Annotated in this window: 22 protein-coding genes; 12 read left to right on the top strand and 10 right to left on the bottom strand. The window is 72.2% G+C overall.

From position 1 onward, the window contains the following. Position 1 precedes the first annotated feature (1 nt). Complete coding sequence (locus AC07VX_RS26090) at positions 2 to 1234, bottom strand: SPFH domain-containing protein (protein WP_493167689.1); 1233 nt, start codon at positions 1232 to 1234, stop codon at positions 2 to 4. 141 nt (positions 1235 to 1375) lie between these two features. Further along, positions 1376 to 1756, bottom strand: coding sequence for a VOC family protein (locus AC07VX_RS26085; protein WP_493167690.1), 381 nt, complete (start codon positions 1754 to 1756; stop codon positions 1376 to 1378). A gap of 153 nt (positions 1757 to 1909) precedes the next feature. Here AC07VX_RS26085 and AC07VX_RS26080 point away from each other — a divergent pair, with 153 nt between their 5' ends. Continuing rightward, entirely contained in the window at positions 1910 to 2608 is a 699-nt protein-coding gene (locus tag AC07VX_RS26080) for a response regulator transcription factor (protein WP_493167691.1), read from the top strand. Next, positions 2605 to 4665, top strand: a complete 2061-nt coding sequence (locus AC07VX_RS26075) for a sensor histidine kinase (RefSeq protein WP_493167692.1) — start codon at positions 2605 to 2607, stop codon at positions 4663 to 4665. Before AC07VX_RS26080 ends, AC07VX_RS26075 begins: the two co-directional genes overlap by 4 nt. Here the strand turns inward: AC07VX_RS26075 and AC07VX_RS26070 are convergent. Beyond that, positions 4662 to 4979: a hypothetical protein gene (locus AC07VX_RS26070; RefSeq protein WP_493167693.1), complete on the bottom strand. Its 318-nt coding sequence runs from the start codon at positions 4977 to 4979 to the stop codon at positions 4662 to 4664. The two genes, AC07VX_RS26075 and AC07VX_RS26070, sit on opposite strands and share 4 nt — an antisense overlap. Before the next feature lie 101 nt (positions 4980 to 5080). Between AC07VX_RS26070 and AC07VX_RS26065 the strand changes: the two genes are divergently transcribed. The 3 genes from AC07VX_RS26065 to AC07VX_RS26055 all read left to right on the top strand — a co-directional run bounded on the left by AC07VX_RS26065 (position 5081) and on the right by AC07VX_RS26055 (position 8360). Then, on the top strand, positions 5081 to 5443 hold the full coding sequence (locus tag AC07VX_RS26065; protein WP_493167694.1) for a YkgJ family cysteine cluster protein: 363 nt from the start codon (positions 5081 to 5083) through the stop codon (positions 5441 to 5443). Then, positions 5440 to 6588: an MBL fold metallo-hydrolase gene (locus AC07VX_RS26060; RefSeq protein WP_493167695.1), complete on the top strand. Its 1149-nt coding sequence runs from the start codon at positions 5440 to 5442 to the stop codon at positions 6586 to 6588. The genes AC07VX_RS26065 and AC07VX_RS26060 overlap by 4 nt, the downstream gene beginning before the upstream one ends. Before the next feature lie 230 nt (positions 6589 to 6818). After that, positions 6819 to 8360, top strand: coding sequence for a methyl-accepting chemotaxis protein (locus tag AC07VX_RS26055; protein WP_493167696.1), 1542 nt, complete (start codon positions 6819 to 6821; stop codon positions 8358 to 8360). A gap of 3 nt (positions 8361 to 8363) precedes the next feature. On the opposite strand, the gene AC07VX_RS26050 is transcribed toward AC07VX_RS26055, so the two are convergent. Further along, positions 8364 to 11105, bottom strand: coding sequence for a winged helix-turn-helix domain-containing protein (locus AC07VX_RS26050; RefSeq protein ID WP_493183975.1), 2742 nt, complete (start codon positions 11103 to 11105; stop codon positions 8364 to 8366). A 5-nt stretch (positions 11106 to 11110) separates the two neighbouring features. After that, positions 11111 to 11800, bottom strand: a complete 690-nt coding sequence (locus tag AC07VX_RS26045; protein WP_493167698.1) for a hemerythrin domain-containing protein — start codon at positions 11798 to 11800, stop codon at positions 11111 to 11113. Between the two features lie 189 nt (positions 11801 to 11989). Between AC07VX_RS26045 and AC07VX_RS26040 the strand changes: the two genes are divergently transcribed. Further along, positions 11990 to 12775 (top strand): PEP-CTERM sorting domain-containing protein, encoded by a 786-nt coding sequence (locus tag AC07VX_RS26040; protein WP_493167699.1) that lies wholly within the window; start codon positions 11990 to 11992, stop codon positions 12773 to 12775. 46 nt (positions 12776 to 12821) lie between these two features. On the opposite strand, the gene AC07VX_RS26035 is transcribed toward AC07VX_RS26040, so the two are convergent. Continuing rightward, positions 12822 to 13628, bottom strand: coding sequence for a PEP-CTERM sorting domain-containing protein (locus AC07VX_RS26035; RefSeq protein WP_493167700.1), 807 nt, complete (start codon positions 13626 to 13628; stop codon positions 12822 to 12824). 139 nt (positions 13629 to 13767) lie between these two features. Between AC07VX_RS26035 and AC07VX_RS26030 the strand changes: the two genes are divergently transcribed. Then, complete coding sequence (locus AC07VX_RS26030) at positions 13768 to 16503, top strand: polysaccharide deacetylase family protein (protein ID WP_493167701.1); 2736 nt, start codon at positions 13768 to 13770, stop codon at positions 16501 to 16503. 31 nt (positions 16504 to 16534) lie between these two features. Here the strand turns inward: AC07VX_RS26030 and AC07VX_RS26025 are convergent, their stop codons facing one another. Further along, on the bottom strand, positions 16535 to 16942 hold the full coding sequence (locus tag AC07VX_RS26025; protein WP_493167702.1) for a hypothetical protein: 408 nt from the start codon (positions 16940 to 16942) through the stop codon (positions 16535 to 16537). A gap of 446 nt (positions 16943 to 17388) precedes the next feature. Between AC07VX_RS26025 and AC07VX_RS26020 the strand changes: the two genes are divergently transcribed. The 3 genes from AC07VX_RS26020 to AC07VX_RS26010 are packed head-to-tail and all read left to right on the top strand — an operon-like array spanning position 17389 to position 19178. Then, positions 17389 to 17661, top strand: coding sequence for a hypothetical protein (locus tag AC07VX_RS26020; RefSeq protein ID WP_493167703.1), 273 nt, complete (start codon positions 17389 to 17391; stop codon positions 17659 to 17661). 5 nt (positions 17662 to 17666) lie between these two features. Further along, a complete protein-coding gene (locus AC07VX_RS26015; protein WP_493167704.1) occupies positions 17667 to 18440 on the top strand; it encodes a trypsin-like peptidase domain-containing protein in 774 nt (257 codons plus the stop codon). Positions 18441 to 18458: 18 nt separating this feature from the next. Further along, positions 18459 to 19178, top strand: coding sequence for a diguanylate cyclase domain-containing protein (locus AC07VX_RS26010; protein ID WP_493167705.1), 720 nt, complete (start codon positions 18459 to 18461; stop codon positions 19176 to 19178). 12 nt (positions 19179 to 19190) lie between these two features. On the opposite strand, the gene AC07VX_RS26005 is transcribed toward AC07VX_RS26010, so the two are convergent. Beyond that, complete coding sequence (locus tag AC07VX_RS26005) at positions 19191 to 19832, bottom strand: PEP-CTERM sorting domain-containing protein (RefSeq protein WP_493167706.1); 642 nt, start codon at positions 19830 to 19832, stop codon at positions 19191 to 19193. Between the two features lie 232 nt (positions 19833 to 20064). On the opposite strand from AC07VX_RS26005, the gene AC07VX_RS26000 reads away from it, so the two are divergent. Continuing rightward, on the top strand, positions 20065 to 22287 hold the full coding sequence (locus AC07VX_RS26000; RefSeq protein ID WP_493167707.1) for a helicase-related protein: 2223 nt from the start codon (positions 20065 to 20067) through the stop codon (positions 22285 to 22287). Between the two features lie 6 nt (positions 22288 to 22293). On the opposite strand, the gene AC07VX_RS25995 is transcribed toward AC07VX_RS26000, so the two are convergent. Beyond that, entirely contained in the window at positions 22294 to 23163 is an 870-nt protein-coding gene (locus AC07VX_RS25995) for an SDR family oxidoreductase (protein WP_493167708.1), read from the bottom strand. Between the two features lie 104 nt (positions 23164 to 23267). Between AC07VX_RS25995 and AC07VX_RS25990 the strand changes: the two genes are divergently transcribed. After that, positions 23268 to 24143 (top strand): LysR family transcriptional regulator, encoded by an 876-nt coding sequence (locus AC07VX_RS25990; protein WP_493167733.1) that lies wholly within the window; start codon positions 23268 to 23270, stop codon positions 24141 to 24143. Here AC07VX_RS25990 and AC07VX_RS25985 read toward each other — a convergent pair. Further along, on the bottom strand, positions 24140 to 25975 hold the full coding sequence (locus AC07VX_RS25985; RefSeq protein ID WP_493167734.1) for an ABC transporter ATP-binding protein: 1836 nt from the start codon (positions 25973 to 25975) through the stop codon (positions 24140 to 24142). The two genes, AC07VX_RS25990 and AC07VX_RS25985, sit on opposite strands and share 4 nt — an antisense overlap. Position 25976: the final 1 nt, after the last annotated feature.

Below are 25976 nucleotides of genomic sequence, written 5' to 3'. Positions count from 1 at the left end.
CTTACTCCTTCTCCGCTTCGGTGGCTTGCGCCCCGGGCTGGGGCGACACGCCGGCCAGCAACGCGTTGCCGATGAAGCCGCCCGAGCCGGGCGGCGCGATGATGACCTGCACCTTGTCCGAGAGCTTGTCGGCCATGGCCTTCTGCACCAGCAGCGGATGCCGGGTCAGCAGCGCGCCCTCGGTGGCCATCTGGCCCGCATTGGCCTTGCCCACCTGGGCGACGCGGTAGGCCTCGGCGTCGGCCAGCTTCTGGCGCGCGGCGGCCTCGGCATCGATCTCGATGCGGCGCGCCTTGGCCTGCCCTTCGGCCTGCTGGATGCGCGCGGCGCTGTCGGCCTGGGCTTCCAGCGCGCGCTGCTCGATGAGCTTCTGCTTGAAGGGCAGCACATGCTTCATGGCCTCTTCCTGGGCCTTGGCCGCGATGATCTGCTCGCGCCCGGCGGCCTCGGCGGCCGTCTCGCGGCGCACCTTGTCGGCGGCGGCCTGCAGCTCGGTCTCCTTGACCTTCTTGTCGGCAATCTCCAGCGTGTAGCGCATGCGCTCGCTGGCCAGGCTGTCCGACAGCATCTGGTCCATGCCGCGGCGGTAGTCGGGCGGCAGGTCCACCGAGCCGATCTGCACGCCCTTGAGCTGGATGCCGTCGGCCGCCAGCCTGGTGCGCAGCTCGGCTTCGAGCGCCGCGGCGATCTCGGCGCGCTGGCTGGAGAAGATCTCGCGCACCGTGCGGCGGGCGATCTGCTTGTAGACGACGGCCTGCACGGCCGGCGCGATAACGTCGGCCTCGATGTCGTCCGGCAGCTTGCGCGACAGCTCGGGCAGGCGCGTGGCATCGACGCTCCAGCGCACCGTCATGTCCAGGCCCAGCGACAGGCCCTCGATCGACTGCAGCGGGGACGGGCCCGAGGCCTTGGCGATGCCGCCGGGATGGAAGCTCTGGTCGCGCAGCGGGAAGAGGCGCACCTCGTGCAGCCCGGGCAGGCGCAGGAAGCTGCCGGCGCGGAACTCGCTCACGCCGCCGCTGAACTGGTTGGTGCGCAGCGCCGCCTGACCATGGGGCACGGCTTGAATCGGCGGGTGGGCCACGAGGGCATAGCCGGCCGCGGCCACGGCCGTGAGGATGAGCAGCGGGGGCAGGACGCGGCGCAGCGAGGCCGCGCCGTCCAGGCTGCCGCCCTCCCCGCGGCGCCAGGCGTTGCGGATGGAGGCAGCGAGGGTCTGGAGGCGTTGCAGCATGGTGGGTTCCTTGGCGTTGGTGCATCGGTGCTCGATGCATGGCAGCCATGGTTCCCAACCCTGCGGGAAGAGACGAGAGCGGCGCGGGGCGCATGTCTTCCGCCAGCGCGGAAGGAATCTTCCGCGGCGCCTTGCCGGGCCCTAGGCCAGATCCTCGTGGATGCAGAGGTAGTTGCCCTCGGTGTCCTTGAACCACGCCGCCTTCTCCGCGCCCAGCACGCAGACATGGTCGACCGTCTTCAGGCCCGGGTAGTCGTAGTCCTCGAAGACGACGCCAGCGCCCTTCAGCTCGGCGATGCTGGCGGCGATGTCGTCCACCTTGAAGCTGATGGCGGTGTGGTCGGCCTTGGTGCCGCCGGGCTTGGGGAAGAGGGCCAGCGTGCTGCCGCCCACCTGGTAGACGAACTTGCCGTCCGGCTTCAGGCCGCCAGGCACCAGGCCCAGGCAACCCTCGTAGAAGGCCCGGGCGCGGGCCAGGTCGCTGACGGGCAGCATCGTCGTGACGAGAGCGGTGTTCAGCATTTGCAGTCCTTTCGCTCGTGCCGGTGCCGCCGGGGGCGGGACCGGGCAACGAGCATAGGACCGGGCCTGCGGCGGCGCCAGCCTCATCCACGTCGCGAGGAAGCTTTCTTCCGGACGCCCGGACTCGCCGCGCTTTGTCGCCAGAATCCCGCCATGCCCCGCATCGCCGTCATCGAGGACGACCCCACCACCAGCGCCCAGCTCGCCGGCTGGATACGTGCCGCCCACCCCGAGCTGGTCGTCGACCAGCATTTCGACCGCGACGGCGCCGAGGCGGCGCTGCGGCGCGAGCGCTACGACCTGGTCGTGCTGGACATCGAGCTCGGCCGCGAGCGCAATGCCGGCGTGGCGCTGATCAACGAGATCAACAAGCAGGGCGCGGGCACGCCCGTCCTCGTCGTGTCGGCCATGCCGGCGGCCATCTACCGCAGCATCATGAAGGCGCTGGACGCCTGGGACTATCTGCAGAAGACGACCTTCGACGAGGCCGAGTTCGTCGAGACCTTTCTCGACATCCTGCGCACCGCCAGGCTGCGCGAGCCCAGGGCCGCGGCCAGGGCGGCCGACGACAGCCTGCTGCTGGACCCGCTCAAGCAGCGCTCGGCGATGTGGCGCGGCCAGCGCATCAACCTGCCGCTCACCGCCCAGCGCATCCTCGCCACGCTGCATGCGCGCGCGGGCGAGGTGGTCAGCTACGAGGAGCTGTTCGACGTGGTCAAGAGCGGCCGCAACCGCGACAACGTGCGCAAGCACGTGGCCACCATCCGCGACGCCTTCCGCGACGTGGATGCCAGCTTCGACGGCATCGAGAACATCCCGATGCGGGGCTTCCGCTGGACCGTGGGCGGATGAAGCTGGGCCGCGTCGCGCTGCCCGACATGCCGCGCCTGGGGCTGGCGGCTTTCCGCAGCCGCATCGTCTTCCACCTCGTCTTCGTCGCGCTGGCGGTGGCCACGCTGGCCCTGGCCGTCGCGCTGCTCAACGAGGAGCGTCAGCGCAACGCGCAGCGCTACGAACAGACCTTCGCCAAGTCGCTGGCCGAGATCGTGGCCCAGCTGCGCCATCCGTCGGGCCAGCTGGCGCTGATGAACCCGGAGCCTGCGCAGGTCGACGCCGGCTGGGTGGCGCCGCTCGTGCTGCCCTTCGGCGCCATCGACTTCGACGACGCGACCAAGGCCCGGCGCGCCGTCGAGATGGCCGGCTGTGCGCTGCAATACCCCGGCGGCGCCAGCCTATGCGCGGCGGTGGGCAGCAACGCCTACGCGGGCGGCTTCGTCTACCTCGTGGCCAGCATGGATGCACCGCCGCTGGTGAGCCGCGAACGTGGCGCGCTGGACCTGACTGACGTGCACCGCGTGCACATCGGCCTGCAGCAGGCCGGCACCGAGCAGCACTGGCTCGCCCCCGTCGAGATGCTGGACGCGCAGCGCGGCCAGCTGCCCGGTTTCACGGCGGACGGGGCCGGCAACACCGCCACGCTGCGCGCCAAGGCCCGCCCGCAGCGCGACTTCCGCGGCTGGGTCTGGCGCGAGGGACCTTGCCTGGGCACCGCCGACCCCTGCGCGCGCCGCACCACCCTCTCCATCCGGCTTCCCGTGGAGACCTTCCGCGAGGCGCTGTTCCGCCCCGGGGGCCCGCAATGGCCGCCGGCCGACCTGGCCCGCACGGGCCTGCGCCTGAGCCTGCTGGGCCCGGGCGGCACGGCGCTGTTCGACAGCGCCAGCGCAGGCGCCCAGCCGCCGCTGACGCTGCCGCGCCTGGCCGCCGCGCTGGCGCCGGGCGAAACGCTGCAGATCCGGCGCGGCGCCGCCGTCGTCGCGCTGCTGCAGGGCGCGGAGGAGGCCGGCGCACCGCCCTCGCCCTGGCTGACCGCGCTGATCCAGCACCTGCCCGCACCAACCATGGCGCGCACGCTGCAGGGCCGCGACAGCGTGACGACGCCGGCCGGCCGCTTCGACGTCACGCTGACCGGCGACCTGCAGGGGCTGGACCGCACGCTCAGCGCCAGCGCCGCCCGCCTGGCCTGGCCCGTGGCCGCGATGCTGGGATCCATAGCGCTGGCCTGGCTCATCATCGAGGTGGGCCTGATCCGCCGCGTGGCGGTGCTGACCAAGCGCGCCGCGGCGCTGTCGCACCAGCTGCAGTCGCCCGAGCGCTTCGAGCTGGGCCAGCTGGACGTGGCCGACCTGCGCGGGCGAGACGAGCTGGGCATCCTGGCCGGCAGCCTGTCCGACCTGCTGCAGCACGCCCGCGACAGCCTGCGCCGCGAGCAGCTGCGCGCCGAGCGCGAGCACGACCAGTGGCATGCGGTGGGCCACGAGATCATGTCGCCGCTGCAGTCGCTGATGCTGCTGCACGGCGCGGACACCGACCCCAGCCGGCGCTATGTGCAACGCATGCAGCAGGCCGTCAAGGTGCTGTACGGCCAGGCCTCGCCGAGCGAGGCACTGGCCGCCGCGACGCTGGCCGTGGGCCGGCTGGACCTGGACGCCTTCCTGCGCGGCGTGGCCGAGAACGCGGCCTATGCCGGCATTGCCGACGTGCGCTACACGCCGGCGCCCGAGCCCGTCTGGGTGCAGGCCGACGAGTACCCGCTGGAAGACGCCATCACCCATGTGCTGACGAATGCCGACCGCTACCGCCCCGCCGGCACGCCGGTCACGCTGACGCTGCGCGTCGAGGCCGGGCTGGCCAGCATCGACATCCACAACCAGGGTCCGCAGATCGCCGCCGACCAGCTCGCGCGCATCTTCGACTACGGCGTCAGCGATGCCGAGCCGGTGGACGGCCAGCGGCGCGGCCAGGGACTGTTCGTGGCCAAGACCTATCTGGCCAAGATGGGCGGCAGCATCGCGGCGCGCAACGCCGACGACGGCGTGGTGTTCGAGATCGGGCTGCGGCGGGGCTAGCCCTTGCGCACGCGGCCGAGCAGGTCGCGCGCCGCCAGTTCCGAGACGAGCGACGCCTCCAGCGGCGCCCGGCACAGCCCGGCGTGGGCGTATTGCAGGTTCTCGTAGACCTCGGCGGCAGCGGGGAAGTGGTCGAGCAGGCCCGACAGCGCCTCGTGGCCCTGGTGGGCGTGCAACTCGGCACCCAACTTCTCAGCGAGCAGGCGGTACTGGTGCGGGTCCACCGCGACGTGCTCGACGGACTCCAGCAGCTGCGCCAGTCGCACCAGCGACAGCAGTTCGGCGGGGACGGCGAGACGGACGACGGAAGACACGGCGGGCTCCTGGCAGGCAATGACATGCAGATGCCGCCGGGCCGGATGGATTCAAGGGGGCGCAATCGTGATGATCCGCACGCAGCGCCGAGAATCGCCCCATGAGCGCCGACCTCGATTGCCAGCGCTGCGGCGCCTGCTGCGCCGTGTTCCGCGTGTCCTTCTACTGGGCCGAGGCCGACGACGCCCCGGGCGGCAGCGTGCCGGCGGCGCTGACGCGGCCGGTCGGCCCGCTGCACCGCTGCATGGCCGGCACCGAGGCCCGGCCGGTGCGCTGCGTCGCGCTGCAGGGCGAGGTGGGCCGGGCCGTGGCCTGCGGCATCTACGAGCAGCGTTCCAGCACCTGCCGCAGCGTGCAGCCCGGCGACGCCCAATGCCTGAAGGCGCGCGCGGCCCACGGGCTTGAAACCGGTCCCGTCGGCACCATGTCGGCGAGTCCTGCTGCTTCCCCGCCTCCACGATGAAATCTCTCGGCAAGCGCGCCGCCGGCGAACGCCTCGAACGCATGCGGGCATCAAAGCGCTGGCGCGTCACCGACAGGGGCGAGGGCTTCCACAACGTCCACCCCATCCAGCCCGGGCTGCGCGACAGCAGCGAGCGCCCCACGCTGACCGAATTCCTGTGCTCCGAGGGCCGCCGCACGCCGGCCGGCCCGCTGCCCTCGCACAACCCGCTGAACGCCTGGCTGAAGCCCGCCGGCAGCGGCCTGCGCGCCACTTGGCTGGGCCACTCCACCGTGCTGATCGAGATCGACGGCCTGCGCGTGCTGACCGACCCCGTCTGGGGCCAGCGCGCATCCCCCTCGCAGTGGGCCGGGCCGAAGCGCTTCCAGCCCGTGCCGCTGGGCCTGAAGGCCCTGCCGCCGCTGGACGCCGTGGTCATCTCGCACGACCACTACGACCACCTGGACCACGGCACCATCCGCGAACTGGTGAAGCTGCAGACCGTGCCCTTCATCACCCCGCTGGGCGTGGGCGCCCATCTGCAGGCCTGGGGCGTGCCGCCGGAGCGCATCGTGGAGCTGGACTGGTGGGAGCACTGGCAGCACCCGGCGGCCGAGCTGCGCGTCCACGCCACGCCCTCCCAGCATTTCTCGGGCCGTTCGCTGACCGACCGCAACGCGACGCTGTGGTCGTCCCTCGTCATCGAGACGCCCCGGCACCGCGCCTTCTTCAGCGGCGACACGGGCCTGACGAGCGAGTACGCGGCCATCCGCGAGCGCTTCGGCGGCTTCGACCTCGTCATGCTGGAGGTGGGCGCCTTCCACCCGTCCTGGGGCGACATCCACCTCGGCCCCGAGAACGCGCTGAAGGCCCTGCAGCACCTGGGCGGCGGCGCCTTCCTGCCGGTGCACTGGGGCACGTTCAGCCTGGCCCTGCACGACTGGGACCAGCCGGCCGAAACGCTGCTGGAGCTGGGACCGCAGCAGGGCGCCCAGCTGCTGATGCCACGCCTGGGCGAGGCCCTGGAGCCCGATCACGGCGAGGCCGCCAGACCGTGGTGGCGCGCGGCGCAAGGGCCGGGCCACAAGACCGCCACGCCGCCCAAGCCCGCAGCACCGGCCACCCCCGACAAGCCGCCCCAGGCCATGCCCTGGCCGCTCGACTGAGTGCGCAGCAAGTTGAAAACGATGTCATTTATGTCACACGCGCCATCAGAAAACACGGCGCAACCACTTGTAAGCGCCCCACGGCGCTGACAGCATCGCGCCCCTGGAAACGGCAGGCCGGATCAGGACCGGCCGCCGTTGCCCACGGCCTCGGGCCGTGGCAGCACAAGAACATTCACGTTTTGTTGGGGCGCGTCATGGGGAGTCAGGTATCGACTCGGGGGAAGCTGTTGGCCGTTTTCGGGGCCCTCGCCTTGCTGGTGCTGATCGTGTCGGGGCTGGCCCTGCACGCGCTGGGCGAATCGAATCGGCGCTTCGAGGACTATCTTCAGGGCGTCAATGCCCGGGCGATGGCCGCCAACGCGGTGCGCACGGCGGTGGACCGCCGCGCCGTCGCCATCCGCAACCTGCTGCTGGTGAGTGACCCGGCCGACGTGGCCGCCGAGCGCGACAAGGTGGCGCGCGCCCACCAGGACGTGGGCGAGCGCCTGACCCGGTTGCGTGAGATGGCCCAGGCCGCCGACGTCGACGCGGCCGCGCGCCAGCGCATCGACGCCATCGTGCGCATCGAGGGCGTCTACGGCCCGATCGCCACGCAGATCTTCCAGCTCGCCAGCGACGGCGACCGCGACGCCGCGCTGGCCCGGCTCATCAAGGACTGCCGGCCCAGCCTGGCGGCGCTGGTGTCGGCATCCGACGACTACATGGCCTTCACGCGTGAACACGAGGCCGCCCAGATCGCCGCGGCCGCGGCGTCCTACGGCAGCCAGCGCGCCTGGCTGATCGCGGCCTGCGCGCTGAGCCTGCTGTTCGCCGTGACGGCCGGCCTGTTCATCACGCGCCAGCTGACGCGAGCCCTGGGCGCCGAACCCGCCGCGCTGAGTGCGGCAGCCCGGCAGGTCGCGGCGGGCGACCTGCGCGCCGTGCCCGGCACCGAGGCCGCGCCCGCCGGCAGCGTCATGGCCAGCCTGGGCGCCATGCAGGCCGAACTGGCCGGCCTCGTGGCCCAGGTGCGCGACGCGTCGGACTCCATCGCCACCGGCTCGGCCCAGATCGCCACCGGCAACGCCGACCTGTCGCAGCGCACCGAGGAGCAGGCCGCCAACCTGCAGCAGACGGCCTCCTCCATGGAGCAGATGACGGCCACCGTGCAGCAGAACGCCGACACGGCCGTGCAGGCGCGCCAGCTCGCCACCTCGGCCAGCGACGCGGCCTCGCGCGGCGGCGAGGTGGTGGACCGCGTCGTCGCGACGATGGACGAGATCTCGGCCAGTTCGCGCCGCATCACCGACATCGTCGGCGTCATCGACGGCATCGCCTTCCAGACCAACATCCTGGCGCTGAACGCTGCCGTGGAAGCAGCACGGGCGGGCGAACAGGGCCGCGGCTTTGCCGTCGTCGCCGGCGAGGTGCGCACGCTAGCCCAGCGCAGCGCCGAGGCGGCGCGCGAGATCAAGGGCCTGATCTCGACCAGCACCGAACGCGTCGAGGCGGGCACCGCCCTCGTCGGCTCGGCCGGCGAGGCCATGCGCGACATCGTGACCCAGGTGAAGCGCGTGACCGACCTGATCGGCGAGATCAGCTCGGCCACGCTGGAGCAGACCAGCGGCATCGGCCAGGTCGGCACGGCCGTGGCCCAGCTCGACCGGATGACGCAGCAGAACGCCGCCCTCGTCGAGGAGAGCGCGGCCGCGGCCGACGCGCTGCGCCGCCAGGCCGAGCGGCTGAGCGGCACGGTGCAGGTCTTCCGGCTGGGCGATTCCGGCGGCTGAACCCTAGCCGTTGGCCCGGTGCCAGGCCGCCGCCTGGCCGCGCGAGGCCAGGCCGAGCTTGTCGAGGATGTTGGCGACGTGGCGCTTGACGGTGTGCGGGCTCAGTTCGAGCTGGCGCGCGATGAGCTTGTTGCTGTCGCCCTCGGCAATGCGCTGCAGCACCTCCTGCTCGCGCTCGCTCAGGCGCTGGCCGCCCGGCTGCGCCGCCGCCCGCGCGGCCTCGGCCGGTGCCTGCGCGTCGACGCGCAGGATGCGGCTCAAGGCCAGCCAGCGCTGCAGCACGACGCGGTCGTGCCCGGCCAGCGCGTCCTGCCAGTCGGCGCCCGCCAGCTCGGCCAGCACAGCCGGGCCGGACAGCAGCACGCCGCCGAGCTCGTCGCGGCCCTGGGCGCCCAGCAGCGGCGCCAGCGCCTGGGCGGCACGCAGCGCGTCACCAGCCTGCAGCTCGGCCTGGGCCAGCAGCAGGCGCGCCGTGGCGTGCACGCCGAAGCTGTCGACCTCGTGCGCGACGGCTGCTGCCGGGCGCAGGGCTTCGAGCGCCGCCGCCAGCCGGCCGGCGCGCAGCGCGAACTGGGCGCCCAGCGTGGCCCGGGCATGGGCCATGTAAGGCCACTCGGCCTCGGTGGGCGTGCGCAGCAGCTCGCCCTGGTAGCGCCCGGCCAGCGTCCAATCGTCCAGCGCCACGGCCATGCGGGCCAACATGTAGAGGTAGACGCCCCGCCAGGTGGCGCGGCGCTGCGGGTCGCCGTCAACGTCGGCCAGCAGGTCCTCGCCGACGCGGCGGAAGGCCTCCGTCTCGCCGCGCAGCGCATGCCAGACGCAGCGGAAGCCCAGGATGGGGATGCGCAGGTTGCGCGGCTGGCCGAGCCAGCGGTTGTCGCCGTCCACGTCGGCGAAGCGGCTGCCTGCCGCGTCCAGCTCGCCGCGCCACATCAGCAGCCAGGCGTCGAGGATGTTGGCGACGGCGCGCAGCGGCGCATGGCCGTCGCCGGCCACCGCGCGGGCCATGGACACGTACTGCGCCAGCGCCGCGTTCATGCCCGCGCGCCCGATCAGCATGAAATGCGGCGCGCAGCTGAACCACAGCGCCGGCGGCGCACCGGCCGAGAGTTCATCGACCAGCCGGCGCACGCAGGCGGCCGGCGCATCGGCCGGGCCGAGCGCGCCGCCGGACCAGTAGCTCGCCACCTGCACCTGGGCACGCAGCGCCAGCGAGGCCGGCAGCGGGCCCAGCGCATCGAGCTGGGCGCGGCCCTCGGCAACGCGGCCGGTGGCGGTCAGCGCCAGCGCGTCGAAGGCCCGCGCCTGGGCCAGCGGGCCAGCCTCGACCTCGCGCTCGAAGCCCGCCACGGCCTGCTGCATGGCCTGCTGCATGGTGCGCCATTCGAAGCTCGGCCAGGCGACCAGTCCGCGCACCAGCGCCAGCCGCGGCGACGTGGCCTGGCGATCGGCCGGGAACTGTTCCACCAGGCGCAGGGCCTGCGCGCCACCGCCCTGGGGCAGCAGGGCCGGCGCGGCGTCGACGAGCTGGCGCTCCGCCGTGGCCCAGTCCCCGGCCTTGAGCAGGTGGTCGATGCGGCGCAGCGGGTCGGCCTCGCTGGCGGCCGCGCGGCGCTGCAGCTCGGGCCAGGCCTCGGGCTGCTCGCGGCGCATGCGGTCCTGCAGGAAGTCGCGGAACAGGTCGTGCAGGCGTAGCGTCAGCTCGTCGCCCACGTCCAGCACCGTGGCGAACAGGCCGCGGCGCTCGATGTCCTCCAGCCACTGCAGGGCCTGCGCGTCCTGGGCGACGGCGGCGCAGCGGCTGGCGCGCAATTCGCGCAGCACCGAGACCCGCAGCAGGAACTGCTGCAGGCCCGGCGGCAGCGTCGCGAAAGCCTCCTCGGCCAGGTAGGCGAAGACCAGGCGCTGGGCCTCCCCGGTACCCCCTGCCGCACGCCGCGCCGACAGGCACAGCCGCAGGCCCGCCGGCCAGCCCTCGGTGCGGGCGAGCAGGTCCTCGCTGTCCAGCACCTCGGGCGTGCCGACCAGCGTGCGCAGCATGTGCACCTCGCTGCGCGAGAAGGCCAGCGCCGGCTGGCGGAACTCGGCCAGCTCGCCGCGCACGCGCAGCCGCGCCAGCGCCAGCGGCGGGTCCACGCGGGTGGCCAGCGCCAGGGTCCAGTGGCGGGGCAGCTGCCCCGCCAGCATGTCGAGCAGCTCGAAGACGCGGCGGTCCTGTACGCGGTGCAGGTCGTCCAGCACGAGCACGCCCAGCGCCACGTCGGCCGCCGCGAGGGCGTTCAGCAGCTCGTCGACGGCGCGGCGCAGGCTGCCGGGCTGGGTGGCGATGGCGGCCAGCGCCTCGGGGTCGATGCGCCAGGGCAGGTCGAAGGGGTCGAGGGCGGCCATCAGGCAGCCGAGCAGCCGTGGCACGTCGTCGTCCTCGTCGAGCGACAGCCAGGCCACCGCGGTGGCAGGCGGCAGGCGGCCGAGGGCACGTGCGAGCACGACGGTCTTGCCCCAACCGGCCGGCGCGGACAGCAGCACCACGCCCCCGGCGCCCAGCGCATCGGCCACGTCGGCCTCGATGCGCTCGCGGTCGACCAGTCCGACGCGCAGCAGCGGGCGGCGGATCTTGGTGACCGGGAAGCTGGGGCGGGCGGGCGCGTCGGCGGCAGCGGCCATGGTGGCGCGGATTATGGTGGGGCGGCGCCCGCGCCAGCTCCCGGTCGGGCCGGCCTGCGGCCCCGCGGATTCGGTGTGCATGGCGCTCAGCCTCCCGTGCCGGCAACGGCCCGCAGCAGCGCGGCCGAGCGGGCGGCCCCGAGGCGCTCGCGCGCCTGGGCAAGCAGGGCGTCGACATCGGCCGACGGCGCCAGCCGCCGCACCAGCGCGAGCAGCCCCGCCAGCTCGCGCGGCGCCAGCGCCACCATCATCCAGCCGACGAGGGCGCGCAGCAGGCCGGGGTCCGAGGCCGCCAGCAGGCCCTGGTGGATGGCGGCGATCTCGGCGTCGCCGTAGAGCGACCACAGCAGCGGGTTGAGCACCTCCTCCTCGCGCTGCATGTGCTGCAGCTGCTCGGCCACCAGCATGCCGAAGCGCTGGTAGAGCCAGTGCAGCTGGCGGCCGCGCGCCTCGGCGGGCGTGCGGCGCAGCAGGGCCACGTCCTCCTGCAGATCGGCCAGGGCCTCGCGCAGCTGCGCGTGCTCGTCGCCCACGGCCTGGGCGGCGCCGGGCTGGCGGGCCTCGATGGCGACGTGGAAGAAATGGTTCTCCAGCCGCATGTGCTCCAGCAGCAGGGCCAGCAGGGCGTCGGCGCCGTCGAGCGCGGCGGCCAGCGCGGCTTCGTCGGCGGGGTCGGCGCGGCCCAGCGCCAGCAGGGTGTCGAACAGCGCGGCGCGCAGGCCCTTGTGGATGAAGCGGTAGGGGTCGTGGCGCGACGGGCGGGGCACCGGGGTCATCGGAGGGAGAGGGTAGAAAGGCTGCGCGCAGTGTGACCGCGCGCGCGCGGCCGGGCCATCGGCCAAAGGAGCCATTGCGCGGGGCGCGCCGGCGGTGGCGTGAATGTGGTCATGGGCCGTGTAGGCGATGCGCGCCGGCCGGCGAATCGCGACAGTGCAGACCCCGACGACCCCCCTTCAGGAGCGCCCATGACCCCCACCCGACTGCCGGCCGCCACGGCCTTGATGCTGACCCTCGCCGCGCTGGTCCCCTCGGCCGCGCGCGCCGCCGACCCGGCCGCCTACAACGACTGGGGCAGCTACACCAAGGCCGGCATCAGCGGCAGCGGCGGCTACTTCACGCCCAGCGCCGTGGCCCGCGAGGCGAACGTCAACTACTCGGCCTACGCCGAGGCCTCGCTGGCGGACGGCAAGCTGCACGCCTCCGTCATCACGACGGACGACCCCACGCTGCCGGGCTACTGCACGGTGCTGACCTGCAGCTGGGGGTCCAGCGCCTACGCCAAGATCTGGGAAAAGATCACCGTCACCAATGCGACCTACAAGCCGGGCGACATGATCAGCTGGTCGCTCTCCATGGACGGCACCAAGACGCGCGGCCGCTGGGCCTGGGGCGACGGCGCCTATGCCCAGGCCTACTACTACTTCGGCTCCGACCCCTACGGCTGGAGCCGGCCGCACGACCTGGCGCTGGGCGCCCAGAACAGCGTCAGCAACACGGCGCTGATGCCGACGGACGGCAGCCCGCTGACGCTGTACTACTTTGCCGAGCTGTGGGTGTCGGCCAGCGACGGCTCGGTGGCCGACTACTCGAACACGATGGCCTTCCACTGGACCTTGCCCGAGGGCGCCACGGCGACGTCGATGTCGGGCCGGTTCATGACGGCCGCCGTGCCCGAGCCCGCCAGCGGCGCGCTGCTGCTGGCCGGCGGCGGGCTGGTGGCCTGGGTGGCGCGGCGGCGCGCGCCGCGCTGATCCCCACCGCCAGCGGCAGCGGTGGCGAGCCCACTGCCCGCGCTTGTCAGCAGGCCCTGCGCGCGGCCCCCGCCCGGCGCGCCAGGCCCAGGCCGCCCAGGCCCAGCAGCAGCAGCAACGCAGAAGCCGGCTCGGGCACGGCGGCGGGCGTGACGGCGCCGTCGTACAGGGCCAGCGACGCGATGCGGCCGCTGGCGAACTCCTGCTGGGCGCCGGCAGCGAGGTTGTCGGCAAAGAAGGTGAGCAGGTGGTCGGGGTTGTTGGTGTTGGCCAGCGTGAAGACGTCGCTCAGCACCGAGAACTCCAGATGGCCATCCAGGTAGGCCACCACGCGCTGGCGGCCCGCCTCGGGGGCGACGCTGACCAGCACGTCGTGAAAGCCAGGCGTCGTGAAGACGGTGCCGCCGTCGGCGATGGGGTTCACCTGCACGGCCTGCAGGTTCTGCCCGGGCGACACGTACAAGCCGTTGTCCGACTGGCGGCCCTCGGTGTCGACGATGCGGCGCCAGCCGCCGCCGAAGGGCGCCGTCGTCGCGAACTCGAAGCTCAGCGCGACCGAGTAGCTGGCGTTGTCGGCCAGCAGGCCGCGGGTGTCCAGCATCAGGCCGGCTTGCTGGGCCGAGACCTCGCCGTTGCCGCTCCAGCGGTAGACGGTCCGGCTCGCGCCATGCACGACGGCCGTCTCGAAGCCGTTGGCGGCCAGCGGGTCGATGGCCAGCAGCGCGGGCGCGCCGGCCTGGTCGGCGGCGAGGCTGTTGCTGAACTGGTAGCTGGCCACCAGGGAGGCGGCGGAGGCAGCGGTGGCGGCGCAGGCGAACAGGCCGGCGGCCAGCGCTCGGGTGAAGCGCGTCATGGGCGGGTTGCGGGAGTGGCAGGCGGGCGCAGTCTGGGCAGGCGGCGGCAGGGCGTCAATGCGCAAGTTTGGGGGGCGCGGCTGTGGTCCACTCCCGGCCACGTTCTGCTGCCGGCGCGGTTGCGCGCCCTGTCCTGCCGTGTCCCTGCCCCTTCGCGCCTGCCTGCTTCCCCTTGCCCTCGCACTGTCGCTCGCCGGCTGCCAGCGCGCGACCGACGTGCCCGCCGCCCTGCCCGCGGCGTCGGCCGTGCAGGACACCAGCGCCACCGGGCGCCTGCGTGAGGAGGGCGACGCCCTGCTGGCCCTGCACCGCCAGATCATCGTGCTGATGGACGGCGAGGCCGCGCTGCCGGCCGCCCAGCGCCGCGAGGTGCAGGCCCTGGGCCAGCAGCTCTTCCACGAACTGCTGCAGCGCCAGCAGCGCCTGGCCGACGCGGCGCTCAAGCCCGAGTCGCTGCAGGCCACCGCCGCGCTGCTGACGCGCATCGAGAGCGAGCCGGGCTGGTTCGACGCCGACCGCCTGGCCTTCAAGGAGCTGCTGGGCCAGCTCGCCACCGGGCTGAGGACGGCGCAGACCCTGGACGGCATCAAGCTGGCCCGCCGCGCCCAGGAGGACCTGGACACGCTGGCCGAGGTGGAGAAGGCCTACGAACAGGAGCTCAAGGAGGTCTTCGGCGGCTTTGCCAGGCGCGGCCTCGAGCTCAAGCGCGAGAAGTGGGCCGACTACATCGCCAAGCTCAAGGCCCTGCACACGCGCGAGTCCGTCTTGAAGCAGCATGGCGCCCGGCTGCCCGCTGCGGCCGACCTGGCGCCGGAGCCACCCGCGTCTGTGGCGTCGGGCGCCCTGCGCGGCGCGGCGCCCAGGGACCGCGAGGTCTTCGGCGATCGGTTGCCGCCCAAGACCGTGCTGCTGAGCTTCGACGACGGCCCGCATGCGCGCTACACCGACGAGATTCTCGAGATCCTGAAGCGCTACCAGGTGCCGGCCGTGTTCTTCCAGCTGGGCCAGAACCTCGGCAAGGTGGACGCCGCCGGCCAGGTGCAGCCGGGCAACGGCAGCGCGGTGGCCAAGCGTGTGCTGGCCGCCGGCCACCAGCTGGCCAACCACAGCTTCACGCACGGGCTGATGAGCAAGTTCGAGCTGGTGAAGGTCAAGGAAGAGGCATCCAACACGGAGGCGCTGCTGGATGCGGCGGGCCGCAACGGCGACGCGCTGTTCCGCTTTCCCTACGGCGCGCGCAACGACGCAGCGCTCTCCACCATCGAGGCGCTGAAGCTGCGCTCGATGATGTGGAACGTCGACTCGCTGGACTGGAGCGATCCCATTCCCAAGAGCATCGCGGCGCGCGTGATGGCCGAGCTGGACAGGCAGCAGCGCGGCATCGTGCTCTTTCACGACATCCACGCCCGCACCGTGCAGGCGCTGCCGCTGGTGCTGGACCAGCTCGCCGCCGAGGGCTGGCGGTTTGCGAGCTTCAAGGGCGGGCAGTTCGTCGTCTCGTCCGACCGCCCCGCGCCGCCGCCGCCCACCGCCGGCGAGCTCTACCGCGACAGCCACGCACTGGTCATCGGCATCAACGGCTACACGGCCTGGCCCAGGCTCTCGCACGCGGTGCGCGACGCGCAGGCCATGCGCGAGTCGCTCGTCACGCGCTTCGGCTTCAAGGCCGACAACGTGACGCTGCTGCTGGATGCCGACGCCACGCGGGCCAACATCCTGAAGGCGCTCAACGAGCGCTTCGGCGACGCCAGGCGCGTGAAGCGCGACGACCGCGTGTTCGTGTTCTTCGCCGGCCACGGCAGCACGCGCCGGCTGCCCAGCGGCCGCGAGGTGGGCTACATCGTGCCGGTGGACGCGGGCCTCACCGACCTGCAGGCCGACGCCATCGCCATGCCCCAGCTGCAGGAGGTGGCCGAGGCCATAACGGCCAAGCACGCCCTCTTCGTCATCGACGCCTGCTACTCGGGCCTGGGCCTGACCCGCGGCGGCTCGGCGGCGGCGGACAGCAACTTCGCCCGCACCAACGCGCGCCGCGTGGGCCGCCAGATGATGACGGCCGGCGGCGCCGACCAGCAGGTGGCCGACGACGGCCCCGGCGGCCATTCCGTCTTCACCTGGACGCTGCTGCAGGCGCTGGGCGGCAAGGCCGACCTGAACGGCGACGGCCTCATCACCGCCACCGAGCTGGCGGCCTACGTGGCGCCCGCGGTTTCGGCCATTGCCCACCAGACGCCCGCCTTCGGCAGCCTGCCGGGCAGCGAGGGCGGCGAGTTCGTCTTCGAGCTGCCAGCCGCGCAGGAGCCCGCACTCAGCGGCGCCGTGGCCCAGCTGGACGACAAGGCCAGCCAGTTCGCCGCCAGGCTCGACGAGGCCAGCAGCGCCGGCCGCCAGGCCTCGCCCGCGGCCAGCGGCGTGCAGGTCACCATCAAGGGGCTCGACGGCAAGGACCAGGCCCTGGCCGCGACGACCGCGCGCGTGGACCCCGGCGCCCGCGTGGCCGCCCAGCGCGCCAACGACCGCGGCCTGCAGCTCTACCGCGAGCGCCGCTACGACGACGCCGAGGCGGCGTTCAATGAGGCGCTGCAGCTGCAGCCGAAGTTCGCGCTGGCCGCCAACAACCTGGGCTTCGTGCTGTACCGCCGCGGCAGGTTCGCCGATGCGGCCGGCTGGTTCGAGAAGGCCGTCGAGATGGACGCCAGCCGGTCCCTCGCCTGGCTCAACCTCGGCGACGCACGCCTGCAGGCCGGCGACGACGGCAAGGCGATGGCGGCCTACAAGATCTTCGTGGAGCTGGCGCCCCGGCACGCAAGGGCGGCGGAGGTGCAGGCCTGGGTGGCGAACCCGTCGCCCGGGACAAGGCCGAAGCCTTTGTGAGCCGCTGCGGCAGAGCCGCCGCCAAGGCGCGCTAGCCGGAACGCCGGCGCAGGTGCGGCCAGGAGCGCACCACGGCCAGCAGGATCACGAAGGCCGGAACGGTGATCTCCAGCGTCATGGCGAGCCCGACACCGAAGTCGGTCAGCGTCGGGACGAGGTCCCTGAGGTAGACATCGCGGGTGCGGCCGTCGGGCTGCCTCAACAGGCACACCACCGTCGAGGCATGCCTGACGCCCACCAGCCTGAAGTCCGCATAGGCCATCTGATGGGCCGTCGCGTAGGCGCTGCAAGCCGGCACGATGACGGCGCGCTCCGCCGCCGACCACAGGCCCCATGCACAGGGCAGGGCCAGCGCACAGCACAGCACGGTGTTGAGCACGCCGCGCCGGCCTTTCCAGATCGGCAGGGCTTCGGTCGGATGACTTGAGGGCTGGGCCATGGGTTCGACGACGCCGGCTTGCCGGACGGCTGTGCGGGCCGATTCTGCGTGCGGGCGGTTCTCGCCAGGAACGTGTTTGCCCCTACGTGGGGCCAACGGAGGGGGCGGGGACGGACCGCGGCGGCGCCCTAGAATCACCGTTTCCGTCGCGTATCTGCTCAACGGCGCGACATCGGTGGCTGGACGCCGGCGCATTCCTCCCTCGCGCCCCCGCCTTGCCGGCTCCCGCCGGCAGGCAGCGGTCGTCAGCCTCCCTCAAGCGGCGAGCCCCAACCCGGACCCTCTCGAACAGCTTGTCGAGGCGGCCCACCCCACCTTGCCCCGGCTCGTCCGCCCTCCCGCCCTGCTGTGCGGCCCGCGGAAACCACCGAGACATCGACCCCGTCCAGGGCACGCATCTTGCACACACTGAGATGCCTGCCATCCCTGACCGTTTGGAGATCTCGATGAAGCGTTCCGCCTCCCCGTCCACCCGCTCAACCCAGCCCCCGGCCGCCCCGTCGCGCCGCGACACCCTGCGCGACGAACTGCTCGCCACCGTCACCCTGCTCAAGCAGCGGCGCGCGGCGGAAATCGACGCGGGCTTCATCGAAGACTACGTGGCTCTGCACTGGATGGAGTGGCACGGCGGCTCGCTGCGCCTGACGACGACGGGCGAGAACGTCTGCAAGCACCTGGCCTCGCTGCTCGCCCGCGCCACGCCGCAGCCCTCGTACTGAACGCCGTGACGGCGGCGCCTCCTCCTGCAGCCGGCGCGCCCGCGGCGCCCGCCATCGACCCCCTGCTGCTGGCCACCGTGCGCGTGGCCACCTTTGCCGGCGCCAAGGGGCTGACCAGCGCCAGCGGCTTCTTCTTCCGCCGCGAGGAGCGGCTCTACCTCGTCAGCAGCCGGCACGTCTTCTTCGACGAGCCCAGCGGCCACCACCCCGACCGCATCGAGATCGAGCTGCACCCGGACGCCGACAACCTCGCCGAGTCCATCGGCCTGTCCGTGCTGCTCTACCGCGACGGCCTGGCCAACTGGCGCCAGGGCCAGGACGACGGCGGCGAGATCGACGTGGCGGTGCTGGAGATCGAGCCCGCCGCACTGCCGCCGGCCGCCGCGCTGGCCGCCTTCACGCCCGGGCACCTGCCCGGCGAGGGCGACGTGATCGGCATCGGCGAGCCGGTGCTGATCGCAGGCTTCCCGCTGGGCTTTCACGACGGGCTGCACCACCTCCCGGTCGTGCGCCAGGGCGTGGTGGCCTCGCCCTACGGCTGGCGCTTCCAGGGCGCAGGCTGGTTCCTCACCGATGCGCGCACCCACCGCGGCATCAGCGGCGCGCCGGTGGTGGTGCGGGCACCGGGCCGGGGTGCCCTGCCCTGGCTGCTGGTGGGCATCCACTCGTCGCGCCTGGACATGGGCGACCGCGACCGGGTCGCGGACGAATCGCTGGGCCTGAACGCGGCCTGGTACCCGGACATCGTCATGACGCTGACCGAGCCCGCCGCGGACTGAGAGGATGAGGCAGGCCGCATGGACACGCTTCCCAGCATCGACGCCAACGAGCAGCGCCTCATCGCGCTGCGGCGCGAGATCGCCGCGGCCGAGGCAACGTTGCTGGCTCTGCACGCCGCCATCCAGGAGGCACGCAGCGAGACGGGTCTGGCCGCGGCGCAGGATGCCCGTGAGGAGAACGAGCGCCTGCTTGAACAGAACCAGCGTGTGACCCAGGAGTCCGAGACCGCCCACGCGGCGCTGGAGGTGGCCGTCAAGGCGGCGCAGACAGATGCGCTGACAGGCGTCGGCAACCGTGAGGTCCTGTGGGATCGCCTGGCCCACGACCTGGCGCTGGCGCGCCGGCACGGCAGCCGGCTGGCGATCTATTTCCTCGATGTGAACGGGTTCAAGCGGGTGAACGACGAGTTCGGGCATGCCGTGGGCGACCTGCTGCTCCAGCACGTGGCGCGCGCGCTGAAGGCCACCGTGCGCGCCAGCGATACGGTCTGCCGCATCGGTGGTGACGAGTTCGTCGTGCTGGCCTCGGCCATCCGCCGCGACGACGCTGAGCAGGTGGCCGCCAAGATCGGCCTGGCCCTGGCCGCGCCCTGCGTGCTGGCCGGCCATGCCATGGCCGTTTCGGCCAGCATCGGCTTCAGCCTCTTCCCGGACGACGGCGAGTCACCGGGCGTGCTGGTACATCAGGCCGACGGGGCGATGTACCGCGCCAAGCGCGCCCTTGCCAATCCGCGCTGAGGCCCCGGCGCTTCAGCGGCGGCGACGGCTCGCAGCCAGGCCGATCAGCGCCGAGCCGACCAGCAGCAGGCTGGCCGGCTCGGGCAGCTGCGTGCCCACCGGCACGTCGTTGACGATGAAGCGCAGCGTGGCCGGAGCGCCGAACACTTCGCCATAGGACATCGTGAAGTTGTAGACGCCGGCGTTCGGCGCATTGACCGTGAACGGCGTGTTGACGGGCGCCGTGGGGCCGGGTGCATCGACCTCGAACCCGGCGATGCCGTCGATGTCGAGCTGCAGCCCGTCATCGTGGGGCACCACGAAGGTGTTGGCACCCGCATTGAGGTACAGCGAGCCGGTGAACAGGAAGTAGGTGTTGTCCAGTGTGCCGTTGGCGCTGAAGCCCGCCGACGTGTTGTTGAACACCGTGGTCTTCAGGAAGCCGGCGATGGTGTAGGGGTTGGCCGCACTGCCGTCAGCAAAGAAGTCGATCGCCGCCGTCGTGAACTCGGCATCGGCCGCACCCAGCGTGGCGGCCTGGGCGATGGTCGCGTTCGAGCCTGCTGCGGGCTGGTTGATCCAGACCTTTCCAGTTACCGGTGCAGCCTCGGCTGACAAGGCCGCAACGCCAAGCAGCGCGACGGCTGCGAACTTGGAAAGATTCAGGGCGTTCATCGTGACCTCGTGTGGGAGAGTTGGCCGGTCAGGGCAGACTGCAGAGGACCCAGCAGCATCCATGCCATGGCTCCGATTTCCTTCGGAATCAAGCACTTGCCGCGGCGACAAATGAGCGGTCGCGCGGAAACGTCAAATTCGCCGTCACCCCAAATACTAGGGAGGCAGCGGCAATGGCACCAGGCGGCCGGGGCTCCGCTGCGCAGGCCGGCCACTGTGTTCCACTTCCGCCGTGAAGTCCCCGACCCCTGAAGCCAAGCCGCCCGTGCCGGCTTTCCCCCTGCCCCAGCCCCGCCACGCCGCGCGGCTGCCCGCCCATCTCGCGCCCGAAGACTGGGCCCGCATCCGCCAGGCCGCCCATGCCCTGCCCCAGGTGCTGGTGCCGGCCGACCTGGACGACGGCAGCGACGAATCGCTGGACCACCTCGGCTGCATCCAGATCTCCAAGGCCGCCGGCGGTGGCCGGCCCAGCCGCTGGATCCTGCCGGTCCACATCCCAGTCGCGCTGGCCCAGCTGGATGCAACGCCGCTGGCCAACACGCTGCGCGCGCAGATGCAGCAGCGCCTGCACCAGCTCGAAAGCCTGGGCCTGCGCCGCGAGGGCCTCGTCTTCACGCGGCTGTGCGTGCACCCCATCACCCTCGCGCATGAGAGCTGGCGCATCGACCTGTCGCACCGCGTGCCGGTGCCCGAGGCGCCCGTCTGGGCCTTCTTCCGCGACGGCGACACGGCCGCGCTGCGGCATGCGCTGGGCCAGGCGCCCGAGTATTCCTACACCGCCGAGCTGGCCCTGCACCTGAACCATCTGGTCGCGCGCAGCGAGGCCATGGGCGACTCCGCCCAGCTCGCCTCGCTGCTGCCGCGCCTGCAGGCCGAGTGCGGCGTGCCCATGCCGTATGAAGACCTGAAGGCCGCACTGACCCGTGCCCAGGACCGCTGGGAGCAGCAGGTGGAGGAGCAGAGCACGCTGGCCAGCCTGGGCCGCGAGCTGGCCTTCCAGGGCTACCCGGACAGCTTCGACGCCGCCCGCAAGCTGGGTCGCAAGGTCACGCTGTACCTGGGCCCGCCCAACAGCGGCAAGACGTACTCGGCCTTCGAGCGGCTGGCGCAGGCGCTGGACGGCGCCTACCTCGCCCCGCTGCGACTGCTGGCGCTGGAAGGCCGCGACCGCCTCGTGGGCCGCGGCGTGCCCTGCTCGCTGCTGACCGGCGAGGAGAACGTGCCGGCGGCCGATGCGCGCGTCGTGAGCAGCACCATCGAGATGGTCAACACGCGCGACACCATCGACGTGGCCGTCATCGACGAGGCGCAGATGATCTTCGACGACTCGCGCGGCTGGGCCTGGACCCAGGCCATCGTCGGCGTGCCGGCGCGCGAGGTCATCATCATCGCCTCGAGCTACGCGGCGCCGGCCATCGAGCGGCTTCTGCAGCTGTGCGGCGAGAAGCCCGAGCGCCGCATGTTCGAGCGCAAGCAGCAGGTGCAGCTGATGCCGGCACCCGTGCCGATGACGCATCTGCAGGCGGGCGACGCCGTGGTGGCCTTCAGCCGCCGCGACGTGCTGATGCTGCGCGACCAGATCGCCCAGGGCGGCCACAAGGTCAGCGTCATCTACGGCGCGCTGCCGCCCGAGGTGAGGCGCCGCGAGGCCGAGCGCTTCGCGGTCGGCGCGAGCGACGTGCTCGTGGCGACCGACGCCATCGGCATGGGCCTGAACCTGCCCATCCGCCGCGTGCTGTTCTCCACGCTGGAGAAGTTCGACGGCGTGGGCGACCGCGTGCTGTCGGTCAGCGAGGTGCACCAGATCGCCGGCCGTGCGGGCCGCTACGGCATGCACGACGAGGGCTTCGTCAGCGTGCTCAAGGAGGCCGAGGCTGACGCGATGAAGACGCTGCGCGAGCTGCTGCCCAAGGAGCCGCGCGCGCCGCGCGATTTCAAGGCGCCGGTGGCGCCGAACTGGCGCCATGTGCAGACGATTTCCCAGCGGCTGGGTGTGACCAGCCTGCACCAGGTCCTGACGGTCTTCATGCAGCAGCTGCGCCTGGACGACGCCCACTTCGAGGTGGCCGAGCTCGAACAGATGCTGGGCCTGGCCGAGATGCTGGACCGCAACGCCGGTTCGCTGCCGCTGCAGGAGCGCTTCCGCTACGCACAGGCCCCGGTGGACGACCGCCTGCCCCAGGTCGTCGAGCAGTTCCAGGCCTGGGCCGCCAGCCACGCCCGCACCGGCAAGGCCGGCACGCCGTGGTTCCTAGACGACGTCGACGAGCACAGCCGCCTGGACCGCATGGAGCAGGCGCTGCGCCAATGCACGCTGTGGCTGTGGCTGGACCTGCGCTTCCCCGAAGTGTTCGGGCATGTCGAGGCCGTCGTCGACCTGCGCTCGCGGTTGAACGACGGCATCGAGCGGCATTTGAAGGGCAAGAAGCCTTTGTGGCAGCGGCGCGGGCGCTAGGTCGGATCAGCCCGCCTTGACGCGCTCCGCCACGAAGGCGGCGTAGGTGCGCAGCGGCCGGCCCAGCCGCTGTGCCAGTTTCGCGGCGGCGCCCGGGGCGGCGAGCTGGCCCAGCTGCTGGATGCCGCTCATCATCAATCGCAGGTCGTAGGCCATCCAGCCCGGCAGCTGCTGCTGCAGCAGCTGCGCTTCAAACGCCTGCACGTCGTCGCCGCCGTAGTGGATGTCGCGGCCCAGCGCCCGCGCCCAGACGGCCGCGGCCGCCGGACCGTCGATGACTTCGGGGCCCACCACCTCCAGCGTCTCGCGCGGCAGCGGCTGGGGGGCGCGGTCGCGCCGCAGCAGCTCGGCGACGGCGAGGTCGGCGATGTCGCGCACGTCAACCATCGCGCAGCCCTTGGCGCCGATGGGCATGGGGAAGACGTCATAGCCCTCGATGACCGGCTGGATGCCGATGTCGTTCTGCATGAAGTAGGCCGGGCGCAGGATGGTGGCAGGCAGGTCCAGCGTCTCGATCATGCGTTCCACCGTGTGCTTGCCCGTGAAGTGGGGCACGTCGGTGTAGAGGTCGGCGTTGATGACGGACAGGTAGACGAAGCGCTGGATGCCGGCCTCGCGGGCGACGTTCAGCGCCTGCAGCGACTGCGTCACCTCGTCGGGCGCCAGCGCGTTCAGCAGGAACAGCGTGCGCACGCCGGCCATGGCCTGTCGCAGCGAGGCGACGTCGGTGAGGTCGCCGACGACGCTGCGCACGCCCGCAGGCAGCGCATGCCCGGCGTTGCGGACGAGGGCCGTGACGGCGGCACCTTCACGGGCCAGGCCCTGGACGACGAGGGAACCGACGGTGCCGGTGGCGCCGATGACAAGGATGCTCATGGGGAAACTCCTTCAGGGAGGGTTGCGGTGAGCGAAAGATAGGTCGTTGCACTTGTTAAACACAGTCGCCAAAATCAAGACCTACTGTCTTGCTTTTGAAACACATGGACCTGGATGCGCTGGCCGACTTCAACCTGGTGGCCACCCACGGCGGCTTCGGGCGTGCCAGCCGCGCCAGCCGGCGCTCCAAGGCGACGCTGTCCCGCCGCGTGGCGGACCTGGAGGAGCAGCTGGGCGTGCGCCTCATCGAACGCGGCGCCAAGGGGCTGGAACTGACCGAGGCCGGCAAGCGGCTGCAGAGCCGCACCGAGGGGCCGCTGCACGAGGTGGCCGAGGCCATCGCCGCCGCGCGTGAAGGCACGGACAAGGTGGCCGGGCAACTGCGCATCGCGGCGCCCATCCTGTTCGCGCAGCTGGCGATGGGGCGGCTCTCGGCCGAGTTCCGGGCGCTCTACCCGGACGTCACCGTCGAGGTGGTGGCCGAGGACCGGCTGGTGAGCCTGGTGGACGAGCAGTTCGACATCGCCATCCGCCCCAACCCGCGGCCGGACACGGCCCTCGTGGGGCGCTGCTTTGCCCGCGACCGGCAGGTGGTCGTGGCGGCGCCGTCCGTCGCGATGCCGCCACCCGGGCCGGCGGCGGTTCGCATGCCGGCCATCGTCAACGCGTTCCGGGACGGCGACACCTGGGCCCTCGACGGCGGCCTGACGATAGAGCCGGTGCCCGTGCTGCGGCTGTCGTCGATGCTGATGCTGCGCGATGCTGCCCTGGCCGGCGCTGGCATCGCGCTGTTGCCTCAGTCCATCGTGTGGCAGCAGCTCAAGGGTGGTTCGCTCGTCCAGTGGGGCGCGCTGAGCGGCAAGACCGTGGAGCTGTGGGTGCTGCACACCTCGCGGCGCCTGGCCAGCCCCAAGGTCCGGGCCTTCGTGGACTTCATGGGTTCACGCTACCCCGACGGCACGCTGGTTCTGGAAGGCTAGTCTTCCAGGCCCAGGAAGCCGCCGCTCTGGTGCGCCCAGAGCCTCGCGTAGATGCCGTTCATCGCCAGCAGCTCGGCATGCGTGCCCTGCTCGACGATGCGGCCGGCGTCCATGACGATGAGGCGGTCCAGCGCCGCGATGGTGGACAGGCGGTGCGCGATGGCGACCACGGTCTTGCCCTCCATCAGCGTGTAGAGCGACTGCTGGATGGCCGCCTCGACCTCGCTGTCGAGCGCGCTGGTGGCTTCGTCCAGCAGCAGGATGGGCGCGTCCTTCAGCATCACGCGGGCGATGGCGATGCGCTGGCGCTGGCCGCCGCTGAGCTTGACGCCGCGCTCGCCGACGAAAGCCTCGAAGCCGGTTCGCCCCTTGGGGTCGGACAGCGTGGCGATGAACTCGTCGGCGTGCGCGCGCACGGCGGCGCGCTGCATGTCCTCGGCACTGGCGTCGGGGCGGCCATAGAGGATGTTGTCGGCCACCGAGCGGTGCAGCAGCGAGGTGTCCTGCGTGACCATGCCGATGTGGCAGCGCAGGCTGTCCTGCGTCACGCCGGCGATGTCCTGGCCGTCGATGGTGATGCGGCCGCCGTGCTCCGGCAGGTCGTACAGGCGCAGCAACAGGTTCACCAGCGTGCTCTTGCCCGCGCCGCTGCGCCCGACGAGGCCGATCTTCTCGCCGGGCTTGATGACCAGGTCCAACCCGTCGACGACGACCCTGCCGTTGGGGTAGGCGAAGCGCAGGTTCTCGAAGTGCACCTCGCCGCGCGGCACGGTCAGCGTGGTGGCATCGTTCGCGTCGGTGATGGTCTGCGGCTTGGACAGCGTGGCCAGGCCGTCCTGCACGGTGCCGATGTGCTCGAACAGTGACGCCATCTCCCACATGACCCAGTGCGAGATGCCGTTCAGGCGCATCGCCATCGCGGTGGCTGCGGCCACGGCGCCGACACCGATGGCCGACACGCCCCACAGCCACAGCGCCAGCAGCGCGGTGCTGCCCACCAGCAGGGCCGACAGCAGTGTGTTGACGATCTCGAAGCCGGTGACGAGGCGCATCTGGCCGTAGGCCGTCAGCATGAAGTCCTGCATCGCCGACTTGGCGTAGGCGGCCTCGCGCCGGCCGTGGGCGAACAGCTTGACGGTGGCGATGTTGGTGTAGGCGTCGGTAATGCGGCCCGTCATCAGGCTGCGCGCATCGGCCTGGGCCTGGGCGATCCTGCCCAGCCGCGGCACGAAGTAGCGCAGCGCCACCAGGTACAGCGCCAGCCAGCCGGCGAAGGGCGCCATCAGCCAGGCGTCGAAGCTGGCGACGATGCCCACCAGCGTGCCGAAATAGACCGCCACGTAGACGAGGATGTCGACGACGATGAGCCAGGTGTCGCGCACCGCCAGCGCCGTCTGCATGACCTTGGTGGCGATGCGGCCGGCGAACTCGTCGCCGAAGAAGGCCAGGCTCTGGCCCAGCATGCGGCGGTGGAAGATCCAGCGCAGCCGCATCGGGAAGTTGCCGAACACGCCCTGGTACTTCAGCAGCGCCTGCACCGACGCGAGCAAGACGCTGGCGCCCAGCACGCCCAGCAGCAGCGTCACGACGGGCTGGGGCTGGCTCCACAGCGCGGCCGGCTTGATGCCGGCCAGCCAGTCCACCAGCGAGGCCATCAGGCTGAACAGCAGCGCCTCGGCCGCCGCAATCCCGGCCGTGAACAGCGTGACCGCGAACAGATGCGGCCGCACGCCGTCGGCGCAGCGCCACAGGAAGGCGAAGAAGCGCGTCGGCGGGGCGGCGCCGGTGGTCTCGGGATAGGGGTCGACGAGGCGCTCGAAGCGCGAGATCAGC

It is taken from the genome of Roseateles sp. GW821-FHT03B02 (assembly GCF_059421025.1).
This window is presented reverse-complemented; position numbering and strand designations above follow the sequence as displayed.

Coding starts and splice junctions, on each gene's coding strand:
- AC07VX_RS26040 (WP_493167699.1), top strand. CDS start 11,990: ATGACCCCCACCCGACTGCCGGCCGCCACGGCCTTGATGCTGACCCTC.
- AC07VX_RS26060 (WP_493167695.1), top strand. CDS start 5,440: ATGAAATCTCTCGGCAAGCGCGCCGCCGGCGAACGCCTCGAACGCATG.
- AC07VX_RS26010 (WP_493167705.1), top strand. CDS start 18,459: ATGGACACGCTTCCCAGCATCGACGCCAACGAGCAGCGCCTCATCGCG.
- AC07VX_RS26075 (WP_493167692.1), top strand. CDS start 2,605: ATGAAGCTGGGCCGCGTCGCGCTGCCCGACATGCCGCGCCTGGGGCTG.
- AC07VX_RS26085 (WP_493167690.1), bottom strand. CDS start 1,756: ATGCTGAACACCGCTCTCGTCACGACGATGCTGCCCGTCAGCGACCTG.
- AC07VX_RS26065 (WP_493167694.1), top strand. CDS start 5,081: ATGAGCGCCGACCTCGATTGCCAGCGCTGCGGCGCCTGCTGCGCCGTG.
- AC07VX_RS26050 (WP_493183975.1), bottom strand. CDS start 11,105: ATGCACACCGAATCCGCGGGGCCGCAGGCCGGCCCGACCGGGAGCTGG.
- AC07VX_RS26005 (WP_493167706.1), bottom strand. CDS start 19,832: ATGAACGCCCTGAATCTTTCCAAGTTCGCAGCCGTCGCGCTGCTTGGC.
- AC07VX_RS25990 (WP_493167733.1), top strand. CDS start 23,268: ATGGACCTGGATGCGCTGGCCGACTTCAACCTGGTGGCCACCCACGGC.
- AC07VX_RS26020 (WP_493167703.1), top strand. CDS start 17,389: ATGAAGCGTTCCGCCTCCCCGTCCACCCGCTCAACCCAGCCCCCGGCC.
- AC07VX_RS25995 (WP_493167708.1), bottom strand. CDS start 23,163: ATGAGCATCCTTGTCATCGGCGCCACCGGCACCGTCGGTTCCCTCGTC.
- AC07VX_RS26025 (WP_493167702.1), bottom strand. CDS start 16,942: ATGGCCCAGCCCTCAAGTCATCCGACCGAAGCCCTGCCGATCTGGAAA.
- AC07VX_RS26080 (WP_493167691.1), top strand. CDS start 1,910: ATGCCCCGCATCGCCGTCATCGAGGACGACCCCACCACCAGCGCCCAG.
- AC07VX_RS26035 (WP_493167700.1), bottom strand. CDS start 13,628: ATGACGCGCTTCACCCGAGCGCTGGCCGCCGGCCTGTTCGCCTGCGCC.
- AC07VX_RS26045 (WP_493167698.1), bottom strand. CDS start 11,800: ATGACCCCGGTGCCCCGCCCGTCGCGCCACGACCCCTACCGCTTCATC.
- AC07VX_RS26090 (WP_493167689.1), bottom strand. CDS start 1,234: ATGCTGCAACGCCTCCAGACCCTCGCTGCCTCCATCCGCAACGCCTGG.